Consider the following 23,349-nt stretch of genomic DNA (forward strand, 5'->3'; position numbering starts at 1 on the left):
CTGATCGACTTCTGCACCCGTGTTGTGGACTGGTTCCAGAAGCACATGCCGGCCCGCGGCTGACACCCGCGGGGGGTGGTGACGCAAGGTGGATGAGCTGCAGCGGGTCGCGCAGGCGCTCGCGGACCGGATCGGCCTGGCGGTGGCGATCGACGACCCTCAGATGAACCTGATCTGTCACACCGCCCACGACGACCACATCGACCTGCAACGGATCTCGAGCATCATGAAGATGCGCGCCCCGGACGAGGTCGTGGCACACACCGTCACCCCACGACATCGCCACAGCCGAGGGTCCGGTACACGTGGCTGGGCGGCCTGAGATCGAACTGCTGCCCCGGATCTGCTTCCCTGTCCGCTGCCAGGGGCTCCTGTTCGGCTACCTCTGGATCATCGGGCCCAAGGGTGGGCTGCCCGCGGACGACGGTGCAGGCAGCGGCGGAGGCGGGCCAGGTGCTCTACCGCGAGCGCCTCCTCCACGCCCTGCGAGACAGCCTCGAACGCGAGCCGGGTGCGTCACCTCAGCGCGCTTCTGACCGGCGTCGCGCTGCTGCCGATGGCGACGATCGCCTCCCCACTGGACGGCCGGGCCGCCGCGCGCACCGGTCCGCACGTGCCGATGACGGCCGGTCTGGTCATCGGTGCGCTTGGGGTGCTCGGCTGGCTGATGGCAGGCGGTGACACAGACTACGGCGTGCTGGTGACGCCCATGATGTTGACGGGCTTCGGCGTCGGCTTCGCCATGCCGTCGCGGCCGACGGCTCAGGTCGCGCCGCCCTGCGCTGCCGGTCGCGAGCCCCTCGGCGGGGCGGGCGCGAGACCGAGGACACGGGCCATGGCGACGGCGAAATGGTCGGCGACGCCCTGCGCGGTGGCGATGTACTCGTCGTCCAGCGCCGTCAGGCGGTCGTAGTACATGCTGATCGTCGCGACGAGCGACGCCCCATAGAGGACGGGGAGGGTCAGCAGGCTGATGTAGCCCTCTTGCCGGACGAGGTCGTGAGCGTCGGCGACCAAGGGGTCGCTGCGCGCGTCCGAGACGAAGACGTGCAGGCGGGTGTCCCACACGCGTTGGATGGGGCCCTGGGCGCGCCGGTCCTGGACGAGGCGCTGCCACCGGTTGAGGTAGCGCTCGGTGATGCCCCGGGCGTACCAGTTCCCCGCGGTGCGCGGTAGGTCGGGCGGGCTGGTGACGACCATGGCGCGGTCGGCGCCCAGGCCCTTCGTGACGGCGTCGCAGATGGAGCCGGCGAGCCCCTCGAAGTCGGCGTAGCGCGGCGGGCCGATGATCAGCGCCGCGAGCGCTTCGGTGTCGACCCGTGGCCCGCTCTCCCCCGCGCCGTGACCGGTGCTGCCGACCTCGCCGATCAGGTGGCACGAGGACACGGAGCGGACCCCGGGGTGCGCCTCCACGGTCTGCACCTGGAATCGCAAGGCCGCGGCGTCGTCCGGAAACGATGCGGTGACCAACACGTCGGCCGAGCCGGTCGTCAGCTCGACCCGTGTGACCTCGGCGCGCGCGGCGAGGAACTCGGCGACCTCGAACCGGCTGCCCGGCTCGGTGTGCAGCAGGTAGACCATGCGGCTGCGCTGGCCCTGCTCGGGCAGCGTGGCGGTGATGGTCAGCCCGAACTCCGATATCAGGCGGGCGATGCGGGTCCGGACGGTCTTCTCCGACGTCCCGACGATCCGGGCCAACTCGACGTTCGGCGCCCTCCCGTCCTCCCGCAACGCGGCAACGAGGGCTGTGTCGAGCTCGTCGAGCTCACGGCGGCGTTCTCGTCCAGGCACCTTGACAGCATCCACCATACACACGTACAAATCCAGAAATCGGCACGAAATATCTGAAAAACGCCGAAATTCGACCCAATTCCCCGGCTCCAGTCGACCACTTCCCGACGCACCGATGCACCGACGCATCAGGAGGCCGCATGTCCCCGACGACCTCACCACGCAGCAGATCCCGAGGCGCCCGAATCCGGCTGGCGGCCGCCGCGATCTCCGCCGCCGCGCTGCTCGCGGCGTGCGGCGGGGGAGAAGTGAAAGCCCCCGCCGGACCGGGTGGTTCCGTTGGGACCGCCCCGTCCGGGCCCGCCGACCCGACCGCCACGCTGAGGTTCAGCTTCGGCACCGACGCCGGCAAGAACTACGACCCGGTCACCGCGGCGAACCAGTTCGTGAACACGTTCCTGCTCCCGGTCTACGACCGGCTCTTCGACATCGATGCCCAGGGCAAGGTCATCCCGCTACTCGCGGAGAACACGCAGGTCGGCGCCGACGGGAAGACGCTCACGCTGACGCTGCGCAGGGACGTCACCTTCCATGACGGGGCCCCGTTCGACGCCGCCGCGGTCAAGGCCAACCTCGAACGGGCCAAGACCGCTGAGCGCTCCTCGCTGAAGGGAGATCTCGCCGTCGTCACCTCGATCGACGCGCCCGACCGACACACCGTCGTGTTGCATTTGGCGGCGCCGACCGCATCGCTGCCCGCGTTGCTCGCCGACCGCGCCGGGATGATGATCTCACCTCGGGCGCTCGACAACCCCGACCTCGACCTGATGCCGGTGGGCGCAGGTCCCTACAAGGTGGTCGAGGACCAGCCCGGCGCGATGATCGTCTATGAGCGCTACGACGGGTACTGGAACAAGAGTGCGGTCGCGAACGCGGCCAAGCGGATCGAGCTGCGCGTCCAGCTCAACCCCGAGACCAGGCTCAGGGCCGTCGAGGCGGGTGAGGACGACGCGACGCTGATCAACGTCGACCAGTACGCCGCGGCGGCCGCGACCGGGAAGCACCAGGTACTCGTGCAGCACGGCACCGGTGCGTTGCTGGTCTACCTCAACATGGCGCGCAACCCCGCGCTCGCGAAGCCGGAGGTCCGCGCCGCGCTCTCGGCGGCGATCGACCGGGAGGGGATCTCCCGATCGATCCTCGGCGGCCAATGCATCGTCAGCCCGCAGATCTTCCCTGGTGGCTACTGGGCCGCCGCGCCGAATCTCAGCGCGAACGCGTCCGCCTTCGACGTCACCGCGGCGAAGCAGAAGCTCGCCGACGCCGGATTCCCGAACGGGTTCGCGATGTCGATGACGGTGGTCAACGGCGCGCCGTACTCGACGGTCGCCGAGGCGATCGCGAGCCAGTTCGAGCAGATCGGTGTGAAGGTCGACCTGCAGATCGCCGAGCCCGCCCAGGTGATCGCCGCGTTCACCGGGCAGAAATCGGCGGACTCCTACGTCGGGCTTTGGCCGGGAGCGGTCGACCCTGCGCGGACCGTCGCGTCGCTCTACCTGCCGACGGGGACGTTCAACCCCGGAGCCGCCCAGGATCCCGAGATCGTCCGGCTCGCCGGCGAGGGGCTCGCGGCGCCCGACGACGCCACCCGCGCCGGCGTCTACCAACGGCTCTCCGCACGGGCCGTCGACCAGCACGTGCACCTGCCGATCTGCAGCGCGCCGTCGGTGATCATGGCCTCGGCGAAGGTGCGGGGCCTGAGCTCGACGATCTCGGGCACGCCGGACCTGCGCGCCGTCGAGATCACCAGGGGCTGAGCCGTGATCCGTACGGTGGCGGCCCGCCTGGCGACGCTAGTCGTGCTGGTCTGGGTCGTCTCGCTCGCGGTGTTCGCCCTGGTGCTGCTCATCCCCGGCGACCCGACCACCACGCTGCTCGGCGACAACGCGACTCCGGAGCAGGTCACGGCGTTGCGGACGAGCCTCGGTCTGGACGACCCGCTGCTCATGCGGTACTGGCGCTGGCTCAGCGGGGCCCTGCAGGGCGACCTCGGCACGTCGATGCTCTCGAGCTACCCGGTGACGCAAGCGATCGGCGACCGGATCGGTGTGACGGTCTCGCTCGTGGTGAGCGCGCTCGTCCTCTCGGTCGTCCTGGGCCTCGTCATCGGCGTGCTCGCGGCCGTCCGGCAGGGCGGGTGGTTCGACCGGCTCACGCTGCTGGGCAGCTCGATCGGGATCGCGATGCCGAACTTCTGGCTGGGGCTCGTGCTCGTCACGTTCTTCGGCGCGGAGCTGGGCCTGTTCCCGACCAGCGGCTACGCGCGACCCGGCGACGGCGTCGGCGACTGGGTGGCCCACCTCATGCTGCCCGTGGTGACGCTCGCGGCGGGCGGCGTCGCGGAGATCGCGCGGCAGGCGCGGGCGAGCCTCGTCGACACGCTGCGGCTCGACTTCGTCCGGACCGCCGCGGCCAAGGGGCTCTCGCCGCTCTCGATCGTCGGCAAGCACGCGTTGCGCACGGCGATGATCCCGGTGATCACCGTGATGGGCCTGCAGGTGAGCCGGCTCTTCGGGATGTCGGTACTGGTTGAGGCGGTGTTCGCGCTACCGGGCATCGGCTCGCTGATGGTGGCCTCGGTGTTCGACCGGGACATCCCGATGATCCAAGGCACAGTGCTGCTGGCGACGGTGGTCGTCGTCGTGGTGAACCTGCTCGTCGACCTGTCCTACGGCTGGCTCAACCCCAAGGCGGCCCTGACATGACCACGGTGACGACCCGTCCGGAGTCGGCCTTCGCGGCGTTCCGCCGGCGTTTCGTCCGCCAGCGCCTCGCCGTCGTGATGGCCGGGGTGATCGCCGTGATGGTACTCGTCGCGCTGCTCGCGCCGTGGATCACGCCGCTCGACCCGAACGCTCAGGCGCTGCTCGACCGGCTCGCACCGCCGAGCACGAAGCACTGGCTGGGCGCCGACGACCTGGGCAGGGACGTGGCCTCCCGGCTGATCATCGCGACCCGGGCGACGATCTGGGCCGGCCTGCTCGCGACGTGTGTCAGCCTGCTGATCGGGCTGCCGTTCGGCCTGCTCGCGGGCTACCTGCGGGGGTGGGCCGACACGGTGCTCTCCCGGGCGGCCGACGCGCTCATGGCGATCCCGCCGCTGCTGTTCGCGATGGCGATCGTGGCCGTACTCGGGCGCGGCGTGACCAACGCCATGATCGCGATCGGAGTCGTGACGGCGCCGCGGTTCTTCCGCGTCGCCCGCGGCGTCGCGCTGGTGATCCGCGAGGAGACCTACATCGAGGCCGCGCGCTCGATCGGCTGCCCGACCGGCCGCATCGTGCGCACCCATGTGCTACCGAACATGATGTCGCCGCTGATCGTCCAGATCTCGGTGACGATGGGCTTCGCGATCCTCTTCGAGGCGAGCCTGTCGTTCCTCGGGCTCGGGGTGCAGCCCCCCGACGCCTCGTGGGGCTCGATGCTGCAGCGCTCCACGCGGTTCGCGGGCGACGCGCCGTGGCTCGTGCTGCTGCCCGGGCTGGCGATCCTGCTGACCGTCCTCGCGTTCAACACCGTCGGGGACGCAGTGCGGGACTCCGTGGGGCGAGAGAACAGGAGGCTCGCGTGAACGCCGTCCTGGAGATCAACGACCTCGTCGTCGAGGTCGCGACCGCGCACGGGCCGATGGTCGTGGTGAGCAACGTGTCGCTCGCCGTCGGCGCCGGGGAGACGCTCGGCCTGGTCGGCGAGTCCGGCTCCGGCAAGTCGCTCACCACCCTCGCCGTGCTGCGGCTGCTCGGGACCTCCGCGCGGATCGCGTCCGGGGAGATCCTCCTGCGCGGGCCCGACGGGGTCCTCGACCTCGTGACGCTGCCCGAGCGGCGGATGCGCGACGTGCGCGGCGGACGGATCGGCATGGTGTTCCAGGAGCCGATGACGGCGCTCGACCCGGCGTACTCCGTCGGCGAACAGGTGGCGGAGACCGTGCGCAGGCACCTCGGGCTCGGCAGGACGGACGCCTGGAAGCGGGCGGTCGAACTGCTCGACCGCGTCGGCATCCCGTCGGCGGACCGGAGGGCACACGATCACCCGCACCACTTCTCCGGCGGCATGCGCCAGCGTGTGGTGATCGCGATGGCACTCTCGTGCGACCCGGTCGTGCTGCTCGCCGACGAGCCGACGACCGCGCTCGACGTCACGGTGCAGGAACAGATCCTGACGCTGCTCGGCGAGCTGCGCGACGAGTCGGGCCTCGCGCTGCTGTTCATCTCGCACGACCTGGGCGTGATCGCCGACATCAGCGACCGCGTCGCCGTCATGTACGCGGGGCAGGTCGTGGAGACGGCGCCGGTGCACGAGCTGTTCGCCGCACCGCGGCACCCGTACACGCGCGCGCTGTTGCGGTGCGTGCCGAGCCCGGGCAGCGACCGGCTCGCGACGATCCCCGGCACCGTCCCGACGTTCGACGCGCTGCCGCTCGGCTGCCGCTTCGCGCCGCGGTGCGAGCACGCGGCGGCGGTGTGCGAGGGCGCGCCGATCGGGCTGGACACCGTGGCGGCGACGCACTTCGCCCGATGCGTTCGGATCGAGGAGGTGGTCTCATGACACTGCTGGACGTCGAAGGGGTGGCGAAGTCCTTCCCCGCGCGCCGCCGGAAGGCGGTCGTGCGCGCGGTCCGCGACGTGTCGTTCCGGCTCGACCGCGGCCAGACGCTCGGCGTGGTCGGCGAATCCGGCTCCGGCAAGTCGACCACCGCGCGGCTGGTGCTCGGCCTGATCCGGCCCGACGCCGGGCGGGTCCACCTCGACGGGATGGACGTGCTCGCCGCGCGCGGCGACCGGCTGCACGCGTTGCGGCGCAGGATGCCGATGGTGTTCCAGGACCCGTACTCGTCGCTCGATCCGACGTGGACAGTCCGGGACATCGTCACGGAGCCGGTGCGGCTCGGCCGTCGGCGGGATCGAGCCGTGCCGGCGACGCGGGCGGCCGAACTGCTGGAGCTCGTCGGCATGGCGCCCGCGTTCGCACAGCGATACCCGCACGAGCTCTCGGGCGGGCAGCGGCAGCGGGTCGCGATCGCCCGCGCGCTCGCCTGCGACCCCGATCTCGTTGCGCTCGACGAGGCCGTCGCGGCGCTGGACGTCTCGACCCGTGCGGGGATCATCGGGCTGCTGCAGGACCTGCAGACCTCGCTCGGCGTCGCGTACCTGTTCATTTCGCACGACCTGGCGCTCGTCCGGCTCGTCAGCCACGAGGTCGCCGTCATGTACCTCGGGCGGATCGTCGAGCGCGGCCCGACCGAACGGGTCTATGCGGCGCCCGCGCACCCGTACACCAGGGCGTTGATCTCCGCCGTTCCGGTGCCCGACCCCGTCGTGCAACGGAACCGGACCCGGCCGCCGGTACTCGGCGAGGTGCCGAGCGCGCTCGCGGTGCCGAGCGGGTGTGCGTTCCACCCGCGCTGCCCGCTCGCGACGGACATCTGCCGGACCATCGACCCGCCGGTCGTCGACCTCGACGACGGGCATGCCGCCGCGTGCCACCACGTGGCGCTGATCACGAAAGAGGGCGTTTCATGAGCTTGGACTATCGCAAGGGCCTGCACGACCTCGGCGACGGCTGCCATGCGTGGCTGCTGCCCGACGGCAGCTGGGGCTGGAGCAACTCGGGTCTGATCACCGGCTCCGGCACGTCGCTGATGGTCGATACGCTCGTCGACCTCGCGCTCACCAGGGAGATGCTCGACGGCATCGCTCCCGTGCTCGCGCAGTACCCCCTGGGGACGCTGGTGAACACGCATTCCGACGGCGACCACGTCTTCGGCAACGAGCTGGTCGCGGCGCGGGGCGTGGAGATCGTCGCGTCGGCGGCGGCCGCAGAGCTCATGACTCAGGAGGCCGTCGACCAGGTGGTGGCCACCCTGAAGTCGCCCGGCGCGGCGGGCGACTTCGCACGGCACGTCTTCGGGCCGTTCACGTTCGAGGGGATCACCGTCACCGGCCCGGACCGCACCTTCGAGGGTGAGCTGAGCCTCGACGTGGGCGGCCGCGAGGTCCGGCTTATCCAGGTCGGGCCCGCCCACACGCCGGGGGACACACTCGTGCTCGTCCCCGACGCGAAGCTGCTCTACGCGGGCGACATCCTGTTCGTCGGCGGCACCCCGATCGCATGGGCCGGTCCGATCGCGCGCTGGATCTCCGCGCTCGACCTGATCCTCGACATGGACGTCACGACCATCGTGCCGGGGCACGGACCGGTATCCGGCAAGGCCGAGGTCTCCGCCATGCGGGAATACCTGGTGTTCATCGAGGCCGAGGCACGCAAGCGATTCGAGGACGGTCTGGACGTCGACGCCGCGATCGCGTCCATCGATCTCGGCAAGTACGCGGAGCTGCCGGAGCACGGCAGGTTCGCGCAGAACGTCATCAACGTCTACCAGCAGCTTGACCCGGACATGCCGAGGGAAGGGAACTTCCTCGTGCTCGGCCGCATCGCCGCGCTCGAAGGCTTCCCCGCTCTCGCCACATCGGTCGACAACGGGGAGGGAAACGCCTGATGCGCTTCGTCACCTACGCCTCGCCCACCGGCGACGACCGGGTCGGCCTGGTCGTCGGCGATCAGGTGCACGGCCTGGAGTCCGGCGTCTCGCTGCTCGACCTGCTCGGCGCCGGCACCCTCGCCGCCACGGCGGAGCAGACGCCGAGCGAGATGCTGCCGCTCGCCGGGCTCACACTGCGCGCTCCCCTGCAGCCGCGCGCCATCCGCGACTGCACCGGATACCTCCAGCACCTGCGCAACTGCCAGGGAGCCGCGGACAGCCCGGTGGACGAGCGCAACCACCAGTTCCCGGCGTTCTACTTCTCCAACCCCGCCGCCGTCGTCGGCCCGTACGACGACGTCGCGATCCCGCCCGGCAGTGAGCAGTTCGACTACGAACTGGAGATCGCCGCGGTGATCGGCCGGACGGGCTCGAACATCCCATTCGACGAGGCCGAGTCGCACATCGCGGGCTACATGCTGCTGGGCGACTGGAGTGCCCGCGACCTGCAGATCAACGAGATGGAACTGGGGCTGGGCCCGGCGAAGGGCAAGGACGGGGCGACCACGTTGGGCCCCATGCTCGTCACCCCCGACGAGATCGAGCCGTACCGCAGCCGTAACGCGTTCGATCTCGGCATGACCGGCTACGTCAACGGCGAGTTGGTGAGCGAGGGCCGCTGGGACACGATCGACTGGGGCTTCCCCGACATGATCACCTACACGTCGCGCGGGACGACGTTGCGGCCGGGAGACGTCATCGGCTCCGGCACCGTGCCGACCGGATGCCTCTACGAGCACTTCGCGAAGGACCCCGCGGGGTTCCGGGGCTGGCTGCAGCCCGGTGACGAGGTGCGGCTGGTCGTGGAGCGGCTCGGTGAGATCCGGCAGCGGGTGGTGGCGGGGGCGAAGCCACAGCCGCTCAGCTCCGGCTACTGAGCGGCTGTAGACGGCGCCCGCCCTGTTCGCCTCATCTGTGCGGGCGCCGGCGCAGCCGCCGCGATCTTGCAAGATCGACGACTGCCAGGTCCACGATCGCGAGAGGCGGCTGATTCTTCAGATAGGAACGACGGAGGCCGGTGTCCATCGACGGGGACACCGGCCTCCGCCTACCGTCGCAGACCAGCGATGATGCCTGCCACCGAGCCATGGACTGGCTGCACGAGGTCGAAGACGACCGAAGAGCGCATCCGCGCCCACGTCATCCTCTGCCTGGAACCGTTCGTCCGCTGGTACCTGCTGCCCTTCGTGCTGTCCACGCTGTCTCGCGCTGCTGCTCATCCGCATCGTCGGGACCACCACCGCCGCACCTGGCAGCAGGACCGCCGCGAACTCGACCGGCTCCACGTCGGCGCCTTCACCGGCCCCATTGGGACGTTGCAGCGGCTCACGCCATGTTCAAATCCTTGTCCCGCGGTCTGCCCAGAAACCCGCCCGCACATCCTTCTTGAGGACCTTGCCGTTGGGACTGCGTGGTAGCTGGTCGACGAAGAACACCTGCTTAGGGGCCCGGATGGGGCCGAGCCGCTGCCGACACAACGCGATGAGCTCAGCGCCGTCGGCCTCCGCACCTGCGTTCAGTTCGACGACCGCAGTGACCACCTCGCCCCAGTCGTCATGTGGAGCGCCGACGACGGCACAGTCGCGGACGGCGGGATGTCCCCAGAGCACCTGTTCGACCTCTCCCGGGTAGACGTTGAATCCGCCGGAGATGATCACGTCGCGGCTGCGGTCGGTGAGGTGAAGGTAGCCCGCCTCGTCCATGTTCCCCAGGTCACCTGTGTGCAGCCAGCCGTCGACGATGGCTTCGGCCGTGCGATCAGGGTCCTTGTAATACCCCTTCATCAGTAGGTCACCGCGAACGCAAATCTCGCCGGTGACACCGGGCCCGACCATTGCACCTGTTTCAGGATCAATGATCGCCACGGTGACCAGGGGGTACGGACGTCCGCAAGAAGAGAGCCTGGCCGGCGGCGCGATCTCGCCGTCGATGAGGTGCTCGTCGGGGCGCAGGAAGCTGATCGCCGCCGGTGCCTCCATCTGCCCATAGCACTCGATGAACACGGGCCCCAGGCGTTCAATGCCTTGGCGTAGCTTCTCGACCGACATCGGCGCAGCGGCGTACATGAGGTAGCGCAGTGTTGTGGTGTCAGCCGGGCGCTGATCCAGCCGCTCGAGGAGGCGGTAGACCGCTGTCGGTGGCAGGAACATCTCGGTGACGCCATGCTCCTCGATGGCGTCGAGAACGTGGTCGGGAGTCGCTCCGGGCACGACGACCACCGTGCCGCCGCGCGCGCTCGCCTGGAGACTGAACAAGCCAGACGTATGAGTCATCGGGGCGGCGGCGAGATTCACGATGGGGGCGTCGGCGGGATAGGTGAGCGCCATCATCTGATGGGCGACCATGGTCGAGAAGCTGCGATGGGTGTTCATCACGCCTTTGGGCCTACCGGTCGTGCCGCCGGTCGGTGCAATGGCAACGACGTCGTCCATCTCGTAGCGGACCGCGGGGCTGATATCGGGATGACCGGCGGTCCAGTCCGCAAGCGCTGGGTCCCCGGTACCCGCACCGAGCGCCACCCAGGTCTTGATGCCCGGGAGCCGGCTCCGCATCCGCTCGACCTCGTCGGCCAGCGCGGGTGCGTAGAACAGGATCTCCACGTCGAGCCGGTTGATGAGTACGACGTTGTCGTCGACAGGATGGCTGGGGTTGAGCGGCACCCAGGCCGCGCCGGCCCGCCAGAGTCCGAGCACGCAGATCCATGCGAGGGAGTCGTTGGGCGAAAGCACGGCCACCTTGGTCTCGGTGCGCGCGCCCGCCGCAAGTAGCGCGTGGGCAATGCGGCAGGACATGGCTCCAGCCTGATCAAAGGTCCAGGTGCTGACGGCGTCCCGATAGGCGACGCCGCGAGGGTTGATACGCCGTCCGCGGTCGAAGAAGTCAATGATGGCCATGGGTTAGGCCTTTCCAAGGATGACGATGGAGGTGACCGCTTCCTCGCCGCGGTGGAATCCCCCGCCATTCTCGGCGAGGGCGATACGGGCGTTCTCTACCTGTCGGTTGCCGGCGGTGCCACGGAGTTGCTCGGTCAACTCGAAGATCTGGCCCAGTCCACTCGCGCCGATGGGATGGCCCTTGGACTCCAGTCCACCGGAGGTATTGACCGGGATCCGGCCGCCCAAGGAGGTCTCGCCGCGCTCGGCGCAGGGCCCTCCCTCGCCCCTGGGAACCAGGCCGAGCATCTCGGTCTGCAGGATCTCCGCGAACGCGGTTGCGTCGTGCACCTCGGCCACGTCAACGTCGCCTGCGCCTACGCCGGCTGCCTCGTATGCCTGGACGCAGACGCGCTGACTTAGATGCCGGTCAAAGGTGGTGATGTCCCGATCGGTCCCTGTGCCGACGACCGCAGCCAGCACCTCCACGTCTCGGCGCGCTCCAATACGGCGCATCCCCTCATCGCTGCAGACGACGATCGCGGCGGCGCCGTCGGTGAGCGGGGCACACATGGGGACGGTCAGCGGATGGGAGAGCTTCCGCGCGCCCAGTACCTGCTCGACGGTCATTGGTTCGCGGTAGTGCGCGCGCGGATTGTCCGCTGCGTGCTTGTGGTTCTTGGCCGCGACCGCGGCGATCTGTTCGGGCGTGGTGCCGTGCAAGCGCATATGGTTGCGGGCCATGGCGGCATAAATGTCCATGAAGATCGACCGGCGGCCGAGGTGCGGCTCGTCGACCTCGCCGCCGAGTTCCTTGAGCGTCCTGGTCAGGGCGTCGGGATCGGCCACGTTGTATGCGGTGTCGAAAACCGCCATCGACCGCTCAGGGTTGCCGATGTGCATCTTCTCGACGCCCACGACGAGCACGACGTCTCCGGCACCCGCTCGGATGTGGTTCACCGCCAGCGTGAAGGCACTCGCCCCGGTGGCGCACGCGTTCTCGATGTTGAACACGGGAATGGCTTGCAGACCCGTCTCACGCAGGGCGATCTGGCCGGCGATCATGACCTGGCCCTGCAGGAAACCCTGCGTGGCCGTGCCGAAGAAGGCGGCGTCGACGCTGTTGACGGATGACGCTCCCGCGTCGGAGATGGCGTCGTTCACTGCCCAACGGACCAGCTCATTGACCGTCTTGTCCGAATGGATGCCGAAGGGCGTCATGCCCACACCTGCGATCCAGACGCTGGTACCCATCAGCCGGTATCCCCCTTTCCGATTAACTCAGCGACCCACGAACCGTCGCCGAAGCGCCGGGTGGACGACAGAAGGAAGCAAGATGGCGAAGAGGAAGGGCTTTCCGACCGGAGGCTTGCTCTGTCATTGAGGCTCCAGGAGAGCGTGACCGCCCTGTCGAGCGGGCTTGACGAGGCGTTCCCCCACGCGAGCATTGGGAACCAGAACAACGTAGGACTTCCCGTAGCCGTCGCACTACGGTCGTCTGCCCAATCCCGCCGGCTGCTCTTCGTAGCCGGCTACGACGCTGCCTTTCTCGCGAGAAGCGCCCAGGACAACTCGAGGATGGTGTCGGTGTCTTCGAGCGAGCAGCCGACCAGCTTCTCGAAGCGGGCCAGTCGGTAGCGCAGCGTGTTGACGTGGACGGGGATGCTGGCCGCGGCTCGCGGGATGCTCCGCGAGTGGCCGAGCCAGGCGTCGAGTGCATCCAGGACCAGCTCGCCAAAAGGTCCTTGCTCGCGCAACGGCTCGATATAGCGGGTGAGGAGTACGTCGCTCACCTCACGGTGCACCGGTACGGCGATTCGCCACGTGACCGTCTCGACTGTGTGCACCCCGCGGTCGGTGTAGAGGCCCGCGGCCATGAGGACCCGTTCGGCTACGGCGAAGGACGACGGCATCTCCTCGACCTCAGCCGCCGGTCCAACGGCCACGACGATAGTTGATCCGACGGGCGGCGTAGCCGCGAGGCCGACGAGGCGTCCTTCGGCTGGTACAAGGATCGCGGCGCGTCGGTGCTGTCCGTAGGCGTCCGGTGTGGCCGAGCGGGTCAGCTCTTCGCGCACCCGCGCGAGGTCGCTGTCGGGCAGCTGCTGTGTGCAGACAGCGTGGAACCGGGTGCCTCGGCTCAGCCCGTACCTGGCACACCCCTCCTGGAGCTGGGCCGGCTCGAGTGTGCCTGCCAGCAGGCCCAGCACCCACTGGGCCCGCCGCTGCTCGTCGGCAAGGGCTCCGGCGATTCCCTCTTGGCGGTAAGTCATGGCAGCACGCGCAGAGAAGGCATCGCTGAGCCGCCACAGGAGCTGGGACAGACGCAGTGTCTCGGTCGCGTCCACCCCGTAGGCCGATGCGTTGTCGACGACCCACCCCTGGATGCAGGCGATCACCACCCGAAACCCACCCATGATGTCCTGGATCTCGACACCTTGGTGGAGCCGTTCCGAGGTTGACAGCTCCGCCTCCCAGATGTCCCTGCTCGGCGGGACGATGCCCTCCGCGAGGACCCGGGATGCCAATGCTCGGTTTCGCTCGACGCTCGCGATCACGGAAGCGGTCGGGACCGCCTCGTAGGCCGGCACGTCGGCCCGAACATCTCGGACCGTTTGTTCGATCAGAGCCTCAGCGGTGGCCAACGCCGTGACCAGGCGTCGCAACCCGCCGGCAGTCGCTCGAGTGACCATCTCTCATCCTCCTGCGGCCTTACCTCCTCAGCGTCATGACCGTCGGCACCGGCTGCGGCCCGCGTACGAGCCGTCTCATAGCCGGGCGCGGCGTAGGCCACCGACCGCAGGTGGTACGCACCGTGCTCCTTCCTCCTTGAGGAGGAGGCGCGAGCACGCTGTGGTCGGGCTTTCCTCCACGCGGCGGAGGCCGGTTCGCTGGGCGCGTTCGTAGCTTCGTTTGCATGAAAACACATATGGATGAAGCGAGGCAGCAGTGATCGAGGCGCGGGAACTGACCAAGAGGTACGGCCACAAGGCAGCCGTTTCGGGGCTGGACTTCCGCGTCGAGCCCGGCCGGGTCACGGGGTTCCTCGGGCCTAACGGGGCTGGTAAGTCGACGACGATGCGGATGATCCTCGGGCTGGACCTGCCCTCCTCCGGGTCGGTGACCGTCAACGGCCGCCGATACCAGGGGATGGTGTGGCCGCTCTACGAGATCGGCGCACTGCTGGATGCCCGCGCGGTGCATCCGGGGCGATCGGCCTACAACCACCTGCACAGCCTGGCCGCCGCCAACGGCATCCCCCGGAGCCGGGTCGACGTGGTGCTGGAGCAGGTCGGCCTCACCGCTGTGGCGCGCAAGCGGGTCGGCGGGTTCTCTCTTGGCATGTCGCAGCGGCTGGGCATCGCGGGTGCGTTGCTCGGCGACCCCGGGATCCTGCTGTTCGACGAGCCGGTCAACGGTCTGGACCCGGACGGCATCCTGTGGATCAGGACCCTGATGCGTTCCCTCGCCGCTGAGGGGCGCACCGTACTGGTCAGCAGCCACCTGATGAGCGAGATGGCGCTGACCGCCGACCATCTGCTGGTGATCGGCGAGGGACGGCTGCTGGCCGACATGTCACTGGACGAGCTGATCGCCCGCGACGCCACGGACCGGGTCGAGGTCCGTGCCGTCGACCACCACCGGCTCGCGGGCGAACTGCGGACGCTGGGCGGCGAGGTCACCCTGGAGCCGGACGGGACGTTGCTGGTCGTGGGAGTCGACTCGGCGACCATCGGCGAGCTTGCCGCCGCGCAGGGGCACGTGCTGCACCAGTTGCGGGACGTGACCTCGTCGTTGGAGGAGGCCTACTTCCGGCTCACCGAGGACAGTGTCGTCTACCGGGCTCCGGTGCCGGCATGAACGCGCACACGGTTCAGACGGTGCCGGCGGAGCGGCGGTACGGCCTGCGGGCGCGGCTGCGCGCCACGGCCCGCAGCGAATGGGTCAAGCTCTGGTCGGTGCGGTCCGCGCCGGCGGTGCTCGAGGCCACGGCCGTGGTGATCGTGGTCGGGGCGCTCGTCCTCAGCTCCGGATACCGGTCCGGTTGGGCATCGCTGTCCGCGTCCGAACGGGCGGCCTTCGACCCGACCTACACCAGCCTGCGCGGCATCGAGCTGGCTCAGCTGTTCGTCGGCGCGCTCGGCGTGCTGGCGGTGACGAGCGAGTACGGGACCGGTCTGATCCGGGCGACGCTCGCGGCGACACCGCAGCGCACACAGGTACTCGTCGTCAAAGGGCTGGTGCTCGGCGCGGTCGTCTGGGTCGTGAGCACAGCCTCGTCGTTCGGGGCCTTCGCTCTCGGGCAGCGCCTCTTCACCGGGCCGATGCCCCATGCGGCGCTGGGCGACCCGGGGGTGCTGCGCGCCGTCCTCGGCGGTGGCCTGTACCTCACCCTGATCGTGTTGTTCGGAACGGCCCTGGGAGCGCTGTCGCGCTCCACCCCGCTCGGGCTGGCGGCGCTGTTCGGCGTGCTGCTGGTTTTGCCACTGATGGTGAACCTGCTGCCGGGCAGCCTCGCGGACCGGATCCTCCCGTATCTGCCCGGCGAGGCCGGTGCCCAGGTCTGGCATGTGATGCCGCCCTCGCCGCGCAGCCTCGGCCCCTGGCAGGGCTTCGCGCTGTTCGCCCTGTACGTCGTCGTGTCGGCCGGTGCCGTCTTGAGGCTGACCCGAAGGAGGGACGTGTGATGCCCATTGGCACCACCGACACACCGATGCCCGCAGCACAAGCGCAGCGCCCGCCGGTGACGCCGCTGTCCCGGGGACGGGCGGTGCTGGCGAGCGAGTGGATCAAACTTCGCTCGCTGCGGTCGCTGTGGACGACCGCCCTGGCCGGGTTCGGGTTCAGCGTCGGGCTCTCGTTCCTGGTCTGCTCAAGCTTCCAGTCACGCTGGCACACCCTGGGCGCCCAGGCGCAGGCCCACTTCCATCCGATCGACATCAGCCTCGGCTTCCTCCAGATCACCTCCTTGTTCTTCGGCGCGCTCGGTGCGCTCGTGGTGACCACTGAGTACGGCACCGGGGAGATTCGAGGCACCTTCGTGGCGACGCCGCAGCGCCCGCTGGTGCTGGCGGCGAAGGCGCTTCTGCTCGGCCTCCTCGGCTTCGGCCTGGCCCTGGTCACCGTCTCGGCTGCGTTCCTGCTCGGCCAGAGCCGGCTGTCCGGGGCGGTGCCTCACGCATCCCTGGCCGACCCCCGCGCGGCGGGCGCGGTCCTCGGCGGCGCCCTCTACCTGACGCTGACTGCGCTGCTCGGTCTGTTCCTCGGCGTGCTGGTGCGCAGCACCGCGATCGCGATCTCGGCCCTCTTCGGCGTCTTCACGGTCCTGCCCGTGCTGGTCAACAACCTCCCGAAGGGCTTGGTATGGCGGCACACGGTCCCGTACCTGCCGTCCAACCTCGGCTTCTCGCTGTGGCACTCGCACATCGAGTTCCTGGTGCGGCCCATGCCGGCGGGGAGCACGCTCGCCCTGTACGTCATCGTGACGGCCGGCGCCGGGTTGGCACTGCTGCGGACGCGGGACGGGTGACGTCGGGCATGCTGATCGGCATGAGGCAACCGGGGTGGAGGTCGAGAGCCGTCGACGCGCTGTTCGCCGTGGCGTGCTTGGCGGTCGTCGTCTGCGGCACGACGAACCGGCTGGTGTCGTGGCTGCCCGGCTTCTCTGTGTGGCTGCTGGCACCGGCGCAGGCTGCGCTGGTCCTGGCACGCCGGCGAGCGCCACTGGCGGTTCTGGCAGCGACCACCGCCCTCAGCGTATTCATGATCGCGACAGGCTTCCCAGGACTGGCCGCCGTCGCGGCGCCCCTGGCCGCGGCCTATGCCGTGGCCGTCTACGGCCCCGCCGGCCCGACCAAGCCAGGCGCGGGCCGGCTTCCTCCCGCTCCGCTCGCCCGCCCTGCGATGATCGACGGAGCCGACGGTCGCGGCGTCCTCGCTTCGGTGGCGGCCGCCGCCGCGCTCATGGCCGCGAACCTCTCCCCCGGCGCCCGCATCCGCCCGTCCGACGGCGCCCTGTGGGCTGCCCTCTCCATCGGCCTGTGCGTCGTTCTGGCGTGGGTCTGCGGATACGCCGTCCGCACCCGGCGCGCCTACGTCGTCCAACTGGAGGAGCGGGCACGCCGCCTAGAACGCGAGGAGGGCGAGCGTGCCGAACGCGCCGTCGCCGACGAACGCCTGCGCATCGCCCGCGAACTCCACGACGTCATCGGACACTCGATCAGCCTCATCACCGTGCAGGCCGAGGCAGCCGGCCGCTGCGCCCGCACTCGGCCGGAGGCCGTCCCGGACTACCTTGCGACCATCTCCGCCACCAGCCGAGAGGCGCTGGCCGAGATGCGTCGCGTTCTGGCCGTGCTGCGGCCCGAGGACGGCGAGCCGCTGGAGCCGCGGCCGGGCCTGGCGTCCCTGCCCGAGCTGATCGCGAAGGTCGAGTCCGCCGGCGTACCGGTCCGCTTGGACGTGGAGCCGTCGACGCTGCCCGCCGGCGTCGGGCTGGCCGCCTACCGCATCGTCCAGGAGGCGCTCACCAACACCCTCAAGTACGCCGGCCGCCCCGCCACGGCCTCGGTCACCATTGCCCGGGCCGGGCCGATGCTCCACGTCTGCGTCGTCGACGACGGCCTCGGGCCACAGAGCGAGCCGTCCGCCGCCGCCCACGGACTCGTCGGGATGCGCGAGCGCGCCGCGATGTACGACGGCACCCTGCGCGCCGGGCGCCGCCGGGGTGGCGGATTCGAAGTCCACGCCACCCTGCGGATGACCGGGGAGGCACCGTGACCATCAGGATCCTGATCGCCGACGACCAGACCCTGATCCGGTCCGGCCTGCGCGCGATGCTCGAAACCGAAACCGGCTTCGACGTCGTCGGCGAGGCAGCCGACGGCGCCGAAGCTGTGGAGGCGGCCCGCCGACTGCGACCCGACGTCGTGCTGATGGACATCCGCATGCCCCACCTCGACGGCGTCTCCGCGACCCGCGCCCTACTCGCCCAGAGTCCCGCGCCGTGCCGCATCCTGGTCCTGACCACCTTCCACCTGGACGACTACGTGGCCCAGGCACTGCGCGCGGGAGCCTCCGGATTCCTGCTGAAGGACTCCACCGCAGACCAGCTCGTCGAAGCCGTCAAGGTGATCGCTGCCGGCGAGGCGATCCTCGCGCCGTCAGTGACCCGCCGACTTCTCGAGCGCATGGCGGGCGGCCCCGAACAGGCCGACGGTCAGGACCTGCGGAAGCTGCTCTCCGCACGAGAGATCGACGTGCTTCTGCTGCTGGCCCGCGGGCTCTCCAACGCCGAGATCGCGCAGTCGCTTCATGTCGCCGAGACCACCGTGAAGAGCCACGTCCAGAGCCTGCTGCTCAAACTCGGCGTCCGCGACCGTCTGCAGGCAGCCGTCGCAGCCTACGACTCCGGTCTGGTCAAGCCGCGGGGGCAGGAGGCGAGGGACTGATCCCGGATGGGTGTAGCTCTTTCTCGGGGACTGGATGACCTGGGATGTTGAGGCCGCTCTCGCGGTCGGGGGATCGTCCTTTACCGTGCGGTGAGGAGACGATCGCGATGGGCTCGTCGCTGGAGGAACTGGCTCGGCGGGAGGGGGCGGCCCGGGATCGCCTCGAGGCGATCCCGGAGCAGATCGAGCACTTGCGTGAGCGGTTGGCGGCCGAGGAACAAGTGTTGTCCCGGCTGGTGATCACCCGGGAGACGGCGGAGGAGGTCCTGGGAGAGACGGCCGGGTCAGCAGCCGCCTGCCGACGCGACGTCGCGGACGGTACGAACGGTGCGCAGATGGTGACCTCGCCTTCAGGTTCGGGTTTCTCGCCGATCGGGGTGGTCACAGTGCCGCGGTGGAGTGCGGGCATGGGTGTGTCGGTGTTGCCGCGGGCTTATCAGGATGTGCTCGAAGTGCTGGCCGACGCCGGGCGGGCGATGCGGGCCGGGAAGATCGTGGCGGCGTTGGGGGTGCCGGTCGAGGCGGCCAAGGTCGAGTTCATGCGGTCGAAGCTGAAGCGGCTGGTGGAGCGGGGCTGGCTGACCGAAGAGGCCCCGGGGTTGGTTTCGGTGACCGAGCAGGTTCCAGCACGGGAGGCGGTTCGGGCGGCGCCACACCCGTCTCGGCGTCGCCACACCCGTCTCGGCGTCGCCCTCGTCGGCGAGGGCGACAAGGGTCTTGCGGGTGATCCGTAGGTGATCGATGACCTCGTCGAGTTCGCGCAGCTTCGCGGTGGGGTCGTCGATCAGGGCCCGGGTCTGCTCGGCCTCGCGAGCCAGCGCCGCCTCGCGAGCTCACGATCCCACGGGGTGTGCAGGTCGCGGACTGGCGAATAGCATGCCGGATGCCCTCGATGAACCTGCGTTGCTCAGTCCGCGCGATCGTCCTCGACGAGGACGACCGCATCCTGTTGTGCCGCCACACCATTCCAAAGCCGACCGGCAGGGTGGCCGTGTGGGCGGCTCCCGGTGGAGGTATCGAGCGCGGCGAGACGCCGCTTGCCGCGCTGCGGCGCGAGCTACATGAAGAGGTAGGGCTGGCGGTCGATTCCGACCCGCCCCATGTGTGGCACCAGCAGGTTGTCGCCCCCGGGCACGCGGCAGGTTACGACGGCGTGGTCAATGACTATTTCCTTGTCCGCACCCTGTCGTTTCAGCCCCGCGGTGCAATGTCCGACGACAAGCTCGCTGCTGAGAACATCGACGGCTTCCGCTGGTGGAAGTTACAAGACATCGCCCACTACCGTGGTTCTGAGTTGTTCTCACCGCGCGACCTGGCGACCCCACTGACAGCGCTGATCGCCGACGGGGCTCCGGCCAGACCGGTGCAGCTCGGTCTGTAGGCCGACGTCCAGCTGCTCCTGATGCTGGACAGACCCGTTATTGGGTTTGAATCGCACCTGTTTCCTCTGAGCCGCACCTGTTCGAGCTCATGGTCGCGATGGCCCGTCCTCCCCAGGCCTTGGGTGAGCCAGCCTCGCCGAACATTCGCATGCCGATATTCGCGAGCCTCCTCACGTCCGCGGGCGCAGCACACGTGCGCGCTGCCGCGACAGACGTGGAGTTCCAGGTTCCGAGCTGGTTCCTCGCCTCGTCCACGGCACCGTCCGACACACTCTGCACATCGACGGTTGCTTTCAGTGCCAACAGGATGCGGCTCTCAAGACTGCGGATGTTTCGCGCACTTCGCCGGCTTCCTCACGCACTCGCGAAGGAGGATTTCGAGGTCCGTGAATCACCCCTGGATCATCTACCTACGGACTTGCTTGGCCCTTCGGGTTCACCGGGCACGCATGGCTCCGACCCGCGGCGCTTCGGCCGTCGAGTGGGTGATCATCACGGCCATCATCGCCGGAGTCGCACTGGGCCTGGCAACCTTGATCAAGACCTTGGTAGAGCAGAAACAGGTCGACATCCAAAGCAGCCTCAACGGCGACAGCGCAAGGACCTGACCCCACCGCGGCCCACGCCCCTCATCTCAGGCATTGGCGCCGCGGACGTGAGCCCGTCCATCAACGCTTGCCTGGCCACACAGCCGCTTTGCCCGCGCCTACTCTCGGCTTCATGAATCCTCTCCTTGATCGCAACGATCAATCACTTTAAGTAGTTGATCTGCTACGTCATACATCTATTCGTGCTCGTGTCGTCGTCCGTGATTGCGCAGGTGCTCGACGGGTCTATGAGACTGCCTGACAGGAGAACGCCTCAGGCGCAGACGGGCCGCCGCCCCGCTGGGTTCGGCTGACCTCATCGTTCAACAGCGGCGGTCAATCGTCCACGCCGAGCAGAAACTCCGCGTGTGCGCGGTGGTGTCCAGGTTGGCAGCGGCTGGCCCGAGAAAGCGCGGCAGGCTGCGCCCTCCGCACGGCACTCGTTGACCCCGGCGGCGAGAAGCTGCTTGAGGTGGTACGAGCAGGTCGAGGAGGGCAGACCGACGTGCTCGGCGACCTGGCCCGTGCTGCGGAGCTTCCCGTCCGCGAGCAGCCGCACGATCTCCAGCCGCACCGGATCTCCCAGGGCCCGCATGATCTTGGGAATAGGCTACTGATCTTGCCGTCCTGAGCTGGGAAAATGGGGGTGCAGGTCAAGGCTGGTTGAGTGACCGTGAGTCCCCGCCATTCATCGCTGATCGCCGTCCGTTCTGGCATGCATCTGGCAGGTGATCATGGCTCTGGCCTCTTCCTTCGCCATCGCAAAGCCATCGGCACGCGCTGGCGCAAGCTCACACCAGGGCGACAGGCCCTTCTCGTGCTGGTCCACCTGCGTAAGGGGGAGAGGTACGCCGAGGTCGCCGCCGGTTTCGGCGTCGGTGTCGCCACCGCCTGGCGGTGCGTCACCGAGACCGTCGCTCTGCTCGCACGGCGCGCCACCAAGCTGGACCAGGCCATACGCGCGGCGAAGAAGGTCGGCTATCCCCATCTCGTGCTCGACGGCACCCTGATACGGATCGGCCGCGTGGCCGCCGACCGGCCGTACTACTCGGGGAAGAACTGGTGCCAGGGGATGAACATCCAGGTCCTGGCCGCTCCGGATGGCACCATCGTGTGGACCTCCGGCTCCCTGCCCGGCTCTGTGCACGATCTGACCGCAGCCCGGATCTGGGGCATCATCCGCCGCTTGAAAGCTGCCGGCCCGGCCACTCTTGCCGACAAGGGCTACGTCGGAGCCGGTGAGCCAGTACGCGTGCCCTACAAGGGCCGAGGCAAGCCCGGGCAGAAGATCGCCAACTCAGCTCACGCCAAGCTCCACGGCCCCGGCGAGCGGGCCAATGCACAGCTGAAGAACTGGCGCATCCTCCAGAAACTACGCCTGCTGCCCAAACGAGCAGGTCAGCTCGTCAAGCCTATTCACGTCCTTCAGACCCGAGAAGCAGGACGGAAAGGGCTCCGTCCCTACGGAAGGTTTAGGTCTAGAAATCGCTATGGCCAGGGAATGTCTACGCCGGCCATGTTGCACGGCGCCCGACCTTTCCCGCAAAGTCGAAATATGAATCTATATCCGTAATTTCGTGTCAAAAAGAGCCGACTGGCGGCGAGGTACCCCAGAAGTATGTCGCGCCGGTGCACGACAGGAAGGAGTGGGCGGAAGGCAGGTCTGCTTGGCCAAAGGGAGGCGTCATGTTCCACAAAATCGCGCGACGGGCCCTGGTAGTCGCTACCTTTAGCGCGCTCACCGCGGGAGGTATCGCGATGTCGAGCGGCTCCGCTCTGGCGGACACCACCGCAAGAGGCGCCGCAACATCAAACGACTCTCCCTCCACGAACGCCTGCATCAACGTCGCCATCTCACCGCATGCGAATAACCTGGCCGCTGCCCCGCCGCCAGGACGGTCGGACCCGAAGCCGGCGGTCGACTGCGACTCTCTCTGTGCTCACAAGGCAGAGGTGGCCTGTCACAAGGTATGTAGAGACCAGCCGGAAGGCTGTCAGTACAGGTGTATCACGCAACACAGACCCAGATGCGTGGCCTCGTGTGAGAAACAGCAGAAGGGCCGACACGAGCGACACCATCGACACCATCGACGTCATGAACACCATCGACACCATGTGCCCGAGCGCGGTCGGTAAAAGACCGGCGCATCCAGCGGACTGCGGGTCCGTCCAGTCAGGCCCAGGTCGGGATCTCAGTCCTGACCTGGGCCTTCGTGCTGAGAGCGGGTGACGGGAATCGAACCCGCGCTGTCAGCTTGAGAAGTCTTTCAACACCATGCGGCCTGAGCTGCGGAAACGCTGACCTGGGGGTATACGGGTCGAGTAACCGTGAGTCCCCGTGATTCCCTGCGGGCCGCCGACCGTACGGGCACGCAACGGGCGTCGACGTGTTTCCTTTCCTCAGATGCCGCAGTAGAGCTCGAACTCTCGCCTGGCAGTTCTTCACCTGCGCTGATCACGTCGAGTAGTGCTCTGACCAGGCAATATAGACTTAAGGATAAGTCTATTTCCCCCGAAAAGAAGGCTGCCCTACAAAAGGCTCTTGAGGAATTGGATGACATCGCCTTAGCGAAAGAACTTGCCGCTGCAGGCATTACCATCGCTTCAGTGACGTTTTCTCACCGAGATCGACTCGGACATCAGGGCTTTTCCTGACAGGAACAGGCGCGCTCGTGCAGATACACGGATGAATGTCAGGAGCCCCAAAAAGAACGTGGAGCCTCC

21 protein-coding genes and 2 pseudogenes are annotated in these 23,349 nt (G+C 68.7%); 18 read left to right on the top strand and 5 right to left on the bottom strand.

The features are described 5' to 3' along the window. Nucleotides 1-88 precede the first annotated feature (88 nt). A complete protein-coding gene (locus AWQ68_RS39555) occupies nucleotides 89-322 on the top strand; it encodes a hypothetical protein (RefSeq protein ID WP_066951668.1) in 234 nt (77 codons plus the stop codon). A gap of 440 nt (nucleotides 323-762) precedes the next feature. Here the strand turns inward: AWQ68_RS39555 and AWQ68_RS39560 are convergent, their stop codons facing one another. Next, nucleotides 763-1,791: an AsnC family transcriptional regulator gene (locus AWQ68_RS39560; protein ID WP_169809079.1), complete on the bottom strand. Its 1,029-nt coding sequence runs from the start codon at nucleotides 1,789-1,791 to the stop codon at nucleotides 763-765. Between the two features lie 140 nt (nucleotides 1,792-1,931). Between AWQ68_RS39560 and AWQ68_RS39565 the strand changes: the two genes are divergently transcribed. From AWQ68_RS39565 to AWQ68_RS46415, 8 genes and pseudogenes are all read left to right on the top strand, one after another. Next, nucleotides 1,932-3,548: an ABC transporter substrate-binding protein gene (locus AWQ68_RS39565; protein ID WP_066951674.1), complete on the top strand. Its 1,617-nt coding sequence runs from the start codon at nucleotides 1,932-1,934 to the stop codon at nucleotides 3,546-3,548. Between the two features lie 3 nt (nucleotides 3,549-3,551). Further along, complete coding sequence (locus AWQ68_RS39570; protein WP_066951677.1) at nucleotides 3,552-4,496, top strand: ABC transporter permease; 945 nt, start codon at nucleotides 3,552-3,554, stop codon at nucleotides 4,494-4,496. Next, nucleotides 4,493-5,362 (top strand): ABC transporter permease, encoded by an 870-nt coding sequence (locus tag AWQ68_RS39575; RefSeq protein ID WP_066951682.1) that lies wholly within the window; start codon nucleotides 4,493-4,495, stop codon nucleotides 5,360-5,362. Before AWQ68_RS39570 ends, AWQ68_RS39575 begins: the two co-directional genes overlap by 4 nt. Beyond that, nucleotides 5,359-6,339 (top strand): ABC transporter ATP-binding protein, encoded by a 981-nt coding sequence (locus AWQ68_RS39580; RefSeq protein ID WP_066951683.1) that lies wholly within the window; start codon nucleotides 5,359-5,361, stop codon nucleotides 6,337-6,339. Before AWQ68_RS39575 ends, AWQ68_RS39580 begins: the two co-directional genes overlap by 4 nt. Next, nucleotides 6,336-7,313 carry an ABC transporter ATP-binding protein gene (locus AWQ68_RS39585; protein ID WP_066951685.1) on the top strand — a complete coding sequence of 326 codons (978 nt, stop codon included), beginning with the start codon at nucleotides 6,336-6,338 and terminating at the stop codon, nucleotides 7,311-7,313. Before AWQ68_RS39580 ends, AWQ68_RS39585 begins: the two co-directional genes overlap by 4 nt. After that, on the top strand, nucleotides 7,310-8,290 hold the full coding sequence (locus AWQ68_RS39590) for an MBL fold metallo-hydrolase (protein WP_066951687.1): 981 nt from the start codon (nucleotides 7,310-7,312) through the stop codon (nucleotides 8,288-8,290). The genes AWQ68_RS39585 and AWQ68_RS39590 overlap by 4 nt, the downstream gene beginning before the upstream one ends. Continuing rightward, nucleotides 8,290-9,210 carry a fumarylacetoacetate hydrolase family protein gene (locus AWQ68_RS39595; RefSeq protein ID WP_066951690.1) on the top strand — a complete coding sequence of 307 codons (921 nt, stop codon included), beginning with the start codon at nucleotides 8,290-8,292 and terminating at the stop codon, nucleotides 9,208-9,210. The genes AWQ68_RS39590 and AWQ68_RS39595 overlap by 1 nt, the downstream gene beginning before the upstream one ends. Nucleotides 9,211-9,450: 240 nt before the next feature. After that, a pseudogene (locus AWQ68_RS46415) lies at nucleotides 9,451-9,678 on the top strand (hypothetical protein); the annotation flags it as partial. Here the strand turns inward: AWQ68_RS46415 and AWQ68_RS39600 are convergent. The 3 genes from AWQ68_RS39600 to AWQ68_RS39610 all read right to left on the bottom strand — a co-directional run bounded on the left by AWQ68_RS39600 (nucleotide 9,670) and on the right by AWQ68_RS39610 (nucleotide 13,898). Beyond that, the gene (locus AWQ68_RS39600; RefSeq protein ID WP_066951699.1) at nucleotides 9,670-11,226 is read right to left on the bottom strand and encodes an AMP-binding protein; all 1,557 of its coding nucleotides are present in this window, start codon (nucleotides 11,224-11,226) and stop codon (nucleotides 9,670-9,672) included. The pseudogene AWQ68_RS46415 and the gene AWQ68_RS39600 sit on opposite strands and share 9 nt — an antisense overlap. A 3-nt stretch (nucleotides 11,227-11,229) precedes the next feature. Beyond that, nucleotides 11,230-12,459 carry a thiolase family protein gene (locus tag AWQ68_RS39605; RefSeq protein ID WP_066951701.1) on the bottom strand — a complete coding sequence of 410 codons (1,230 nt, stop codon included), beginning with the start codon at nucleotides 12,457-12,459 and terminating at the stop codon, nucleotides 11,230-11,232. 278 nt (nucleotides 12,460-12,737) lie between these two features. Further along, the gene (locus tag AWQ68_RS39610) at nucleotides 12,738-13,898 is read right to left on the bottom strand and encodes a PucR family transcriptional regulator (protein WP_066951703.1); all 1,161 of its coding nucleotides are present in this window, start codon (nucleotides 13,896-13,898) and stop codon (nucleotides 12,738-12,740) included. A gap of 256 nt (nucleotides 13,899-14,154) precedes the next feature. Between AWQ68_RS39610 and AWQ68_RS39615 the strand changes: the two genes are divergently transcribed. From AWQ68_RS39615 to AWQ68_RS39650, 8 genes are all read left to right on the top strand, one after another. Continuing rightward, nucleotides 14,155-15,066: an ATP-binding cassette domain-containing protein gene (locus AWQ68_RS39615; RefSeq protein ID WP_066951705.1), complete on the top strand. Its 912-nt coding sequence runs from the start codon at nucleotides 14,155-14,157 to the stop codon at nucleotides 15,064-15,066. Further along, nucleotides 15,063-15,893 (top strand): ABC transporter permease, encoded by an 831-nt coding sequence (locus tag AWQ68_RS39620; protein WP_066951706.1) that lies wholly within the window; start codon nucleotides 15,063-15,065, stop codon nucleotides 15,891-15,893. Before AWQ68_RS39615 ends, AWQ68_RS39620 begins: the two co-directional genes overlap by 4 nt. Continuing rightward, nucleotides 15,893-16,735, top strand: a complete 843-nt coding sequence (locus AWQ68_RS43885; RefSeq protein ID WP_169809080.1) for an ABC transporter permease — start codon at nucleotides 15,893-15,895, stop codon at nucleotides 16,733-16,735. Before AWQ68_RS39620 ends, AWQ68_RS43885 begins: the two co-directional genes overlap by 1 nt. 20 nt (nucleotides 16,736-16,755) lie before the next feature. After that, nucleotides 16,756-17,985, top strand: coding sequence for a sensor histidine kinase (locus AWQ68_RS39630; RefSeq protein ID WP_066951718.1), 1,230 nt, complete (start codon nucleotides 16,756-16,758; stop codon nucleotides 17,983-17,985). After that, the gene (locus AWQ68_RS39635; RefSeq protein ID WP_066951709.1) at nucleotides 17,982-18,656 is read left to right on the top strand and encodes a response regulator; all 675 of its coding nucleotides are present in this window, start codon (nucleotides 17,982-17,984) and stop codon (nucleotides 18,654-18,656) included. Before AWQ68_RS39630 ends, AWQ68_RS39635 begins: the two co-directional genes overlap by 4 nt. Before the next feature lie 107 nt (nucleotides 18,657-18,763). Further along, the gene (locus AWQ68_RS39640) at nucleotides 18,764-19,390 is read left to right on the top strand and encodes a hypothetical protein (protein ID WP_066951711.1); all 627 of its coding nucleotides are present in this window, start codon (nucleotides 18,764-18,766) and stop codon (nucleotides 19,388-19,390) included. A gap of 158 nt (nucleotides 19,391-19,548) precedes the next feature. Beyond that, nucleotides 19,549-20,037 carry an NUDIX hydrolase gene (locus tag AWQ68_RS39645; RefSeq protein ID WP_218007250.1) on the top strand — a complete coding sequence of 163 codons (489 nt, stop codon included), beginning with the start codon at nucleotides 19,549-19,551 and terminating at the stop codon, nucleotides 20,035-20,037. Between the two features lie 450 nt (nucleotides 20,038-20,487). Beyond that, the gene (locus tag AWQ68_RS39650) at nucleotides 20,488-20,646 is read left to right on the top strand and encodes a hypothetical protein (RefSeq protein ID WP_245656575.1); all 159 of its coding nucleotides are present in this window, start codon (nucleotides 20,488-20,490) and stop codon (nucleotides 20,644-20,646) included. 295 nt (nucleotides 20,647-20,941) lie between these two features. Here AWQ68_RS39650 and AWQ68_RS46340 read toward each other — a convergent pair whose 3' ends face one another. Then, a complete protein-coding gene (locus tag AWQ68_RS46340) occupies nucleotides 20,942-21,220 on the bottom strand; it encodes an ArsR/SmtB family transcription factor (RefSeq protein WP_084464925.1) in 279 nt (92 codons plus the stop codon). A 120-nt stretch (nucleotides 21,221-21,340) separates the two neighbouring features. Here AWQ68_RS46340 and AWQ68_RS41830 point away from each other — a divergent pair. Further along, nucleotides 21,341-22,066 (top strand): annotated as a pseudogene (locus AWQ68_RS41830) (transposase); the annotation flags it as partial. Nucleotides 22,067-23,349: the final 1,283 nt, after the last annotated feature.

The organism is Microtetraspora fusca, assembly GCF_001570365.1.
Classification (GTDB): domain Bacteria; phylum Actinomycetota; class Actinomycetes; order Streptosporangiales; family Streptosporangiaceae; genus Microtetraspora; species Microtetraspora fusca.

Bases quoted from the DNA above. Each gene is read 5' to 3' on its own strand.
- AWQ68_RS39565 (WP_066951674.1), top strand. From the start codon at position 1,932: ATGTCCCCGACGACCTCACCACGCAGCAGATCCCGAGGCGCCCGAATC.
- AWQ68_RS39575 (WP_066951682.1), top strand. From the start codon at position 4,493: ATGACCACGGTGACGACCCGTCCGGAGTCGGCCTTCGCGGCGTTCCGC.
- AWQ68_RS39585 (WP_066951685.1), top strand. From the start codon at position 6,336: ATGACACTGCTGGACGTCGAAGGGGTGGCGAAGTCCTTCCCCGCGCGC.
- AWQ68_RS39590 (WP_066951687.1), top strand. From the start codon at position 7,310: ATGAGCTTGGACTATCGCAAGGGCCTGCACGACCTCGGCGACGGCTGC.
- AWQ68_RS39595 (WP_066951690.1), top strand. From the start codon at position 8,290: ATGCGCTTCGTCACCTACGCCTCGCCCACCGGCGACGACCGGGTCGGC.
- AWQ68_RS39600 (WP_066951699.1), bottom strand. From the start codon at position 11,226: ATGGCCATCATTGACTTCTTCGACCGCGGACGGCGTATCAACCCTCGC.
- AWQ68_RS39605 (WP_066951701.1), bottom strand. From the start codon at position 12,459: ATGGGTACCAGCGTCTGGATCGCAGGTGTGGGCATGACGCCCTTCGGC.
- AWQ68_RS39610 (WP_066951703.1), bottom strand. From the start codon at position 13,898: ATGGTCACTCGAGCGACTGCCGGCGGGTTGCGACGCCTGGTCACGGCG.
- AWQ68_RS39620 (WP_066951706.1), top strand. From the start codon at position 15,063: ATGAACGCGCACACGGTTCAGACGGTGCCGGCGGAGCGGCGGTACGGC.
- AWQ68_RS43885 (WP_169809080.1), top strand. From the start codon at position 15,893: ATGCCCATTGGCACCACCGACACACCGATGCCCGCAGCACAAGCGCAG.
- AWQ68_RS39630 (WP_066951718.1), top strand. From the start codon at position 16,756: ATGAGGCAACCGGGGTGGAGGTCGAGAGCCGTCGACGCGCTGTTCGCC.
- AWQ68_RS39640 (WP_066951711.1), top strand. From the start codon at position 18,764: ATGGGCTCGTCGCTGGAGGAACTGGCTCGGCGGGAGGGGGCGGCCCGG.
- AWQ68_RS39645 (WP_218007250.1), top strand. From the start codon at position 19,549: ATGAACCTGCGTTGCTCAGTCCGCGCGATCGTCCTCGACGAGGACGAC.
- AWQ68_RS39650 (WP_245656575.1), top strand. From the start codon at position 20,488: ATGGCTCCGACCCGCGGCGCTTCGGCCGTCGAGTGGGTGATCATCACG.
- AWQ68_RS46340 (WP_084464925.1), bottom strand. From the start codon at position 21,220: ATGCGGGCCCTGGGAGATCCGGTGCGGCTGGAGATCGTGCGGCTGCTC.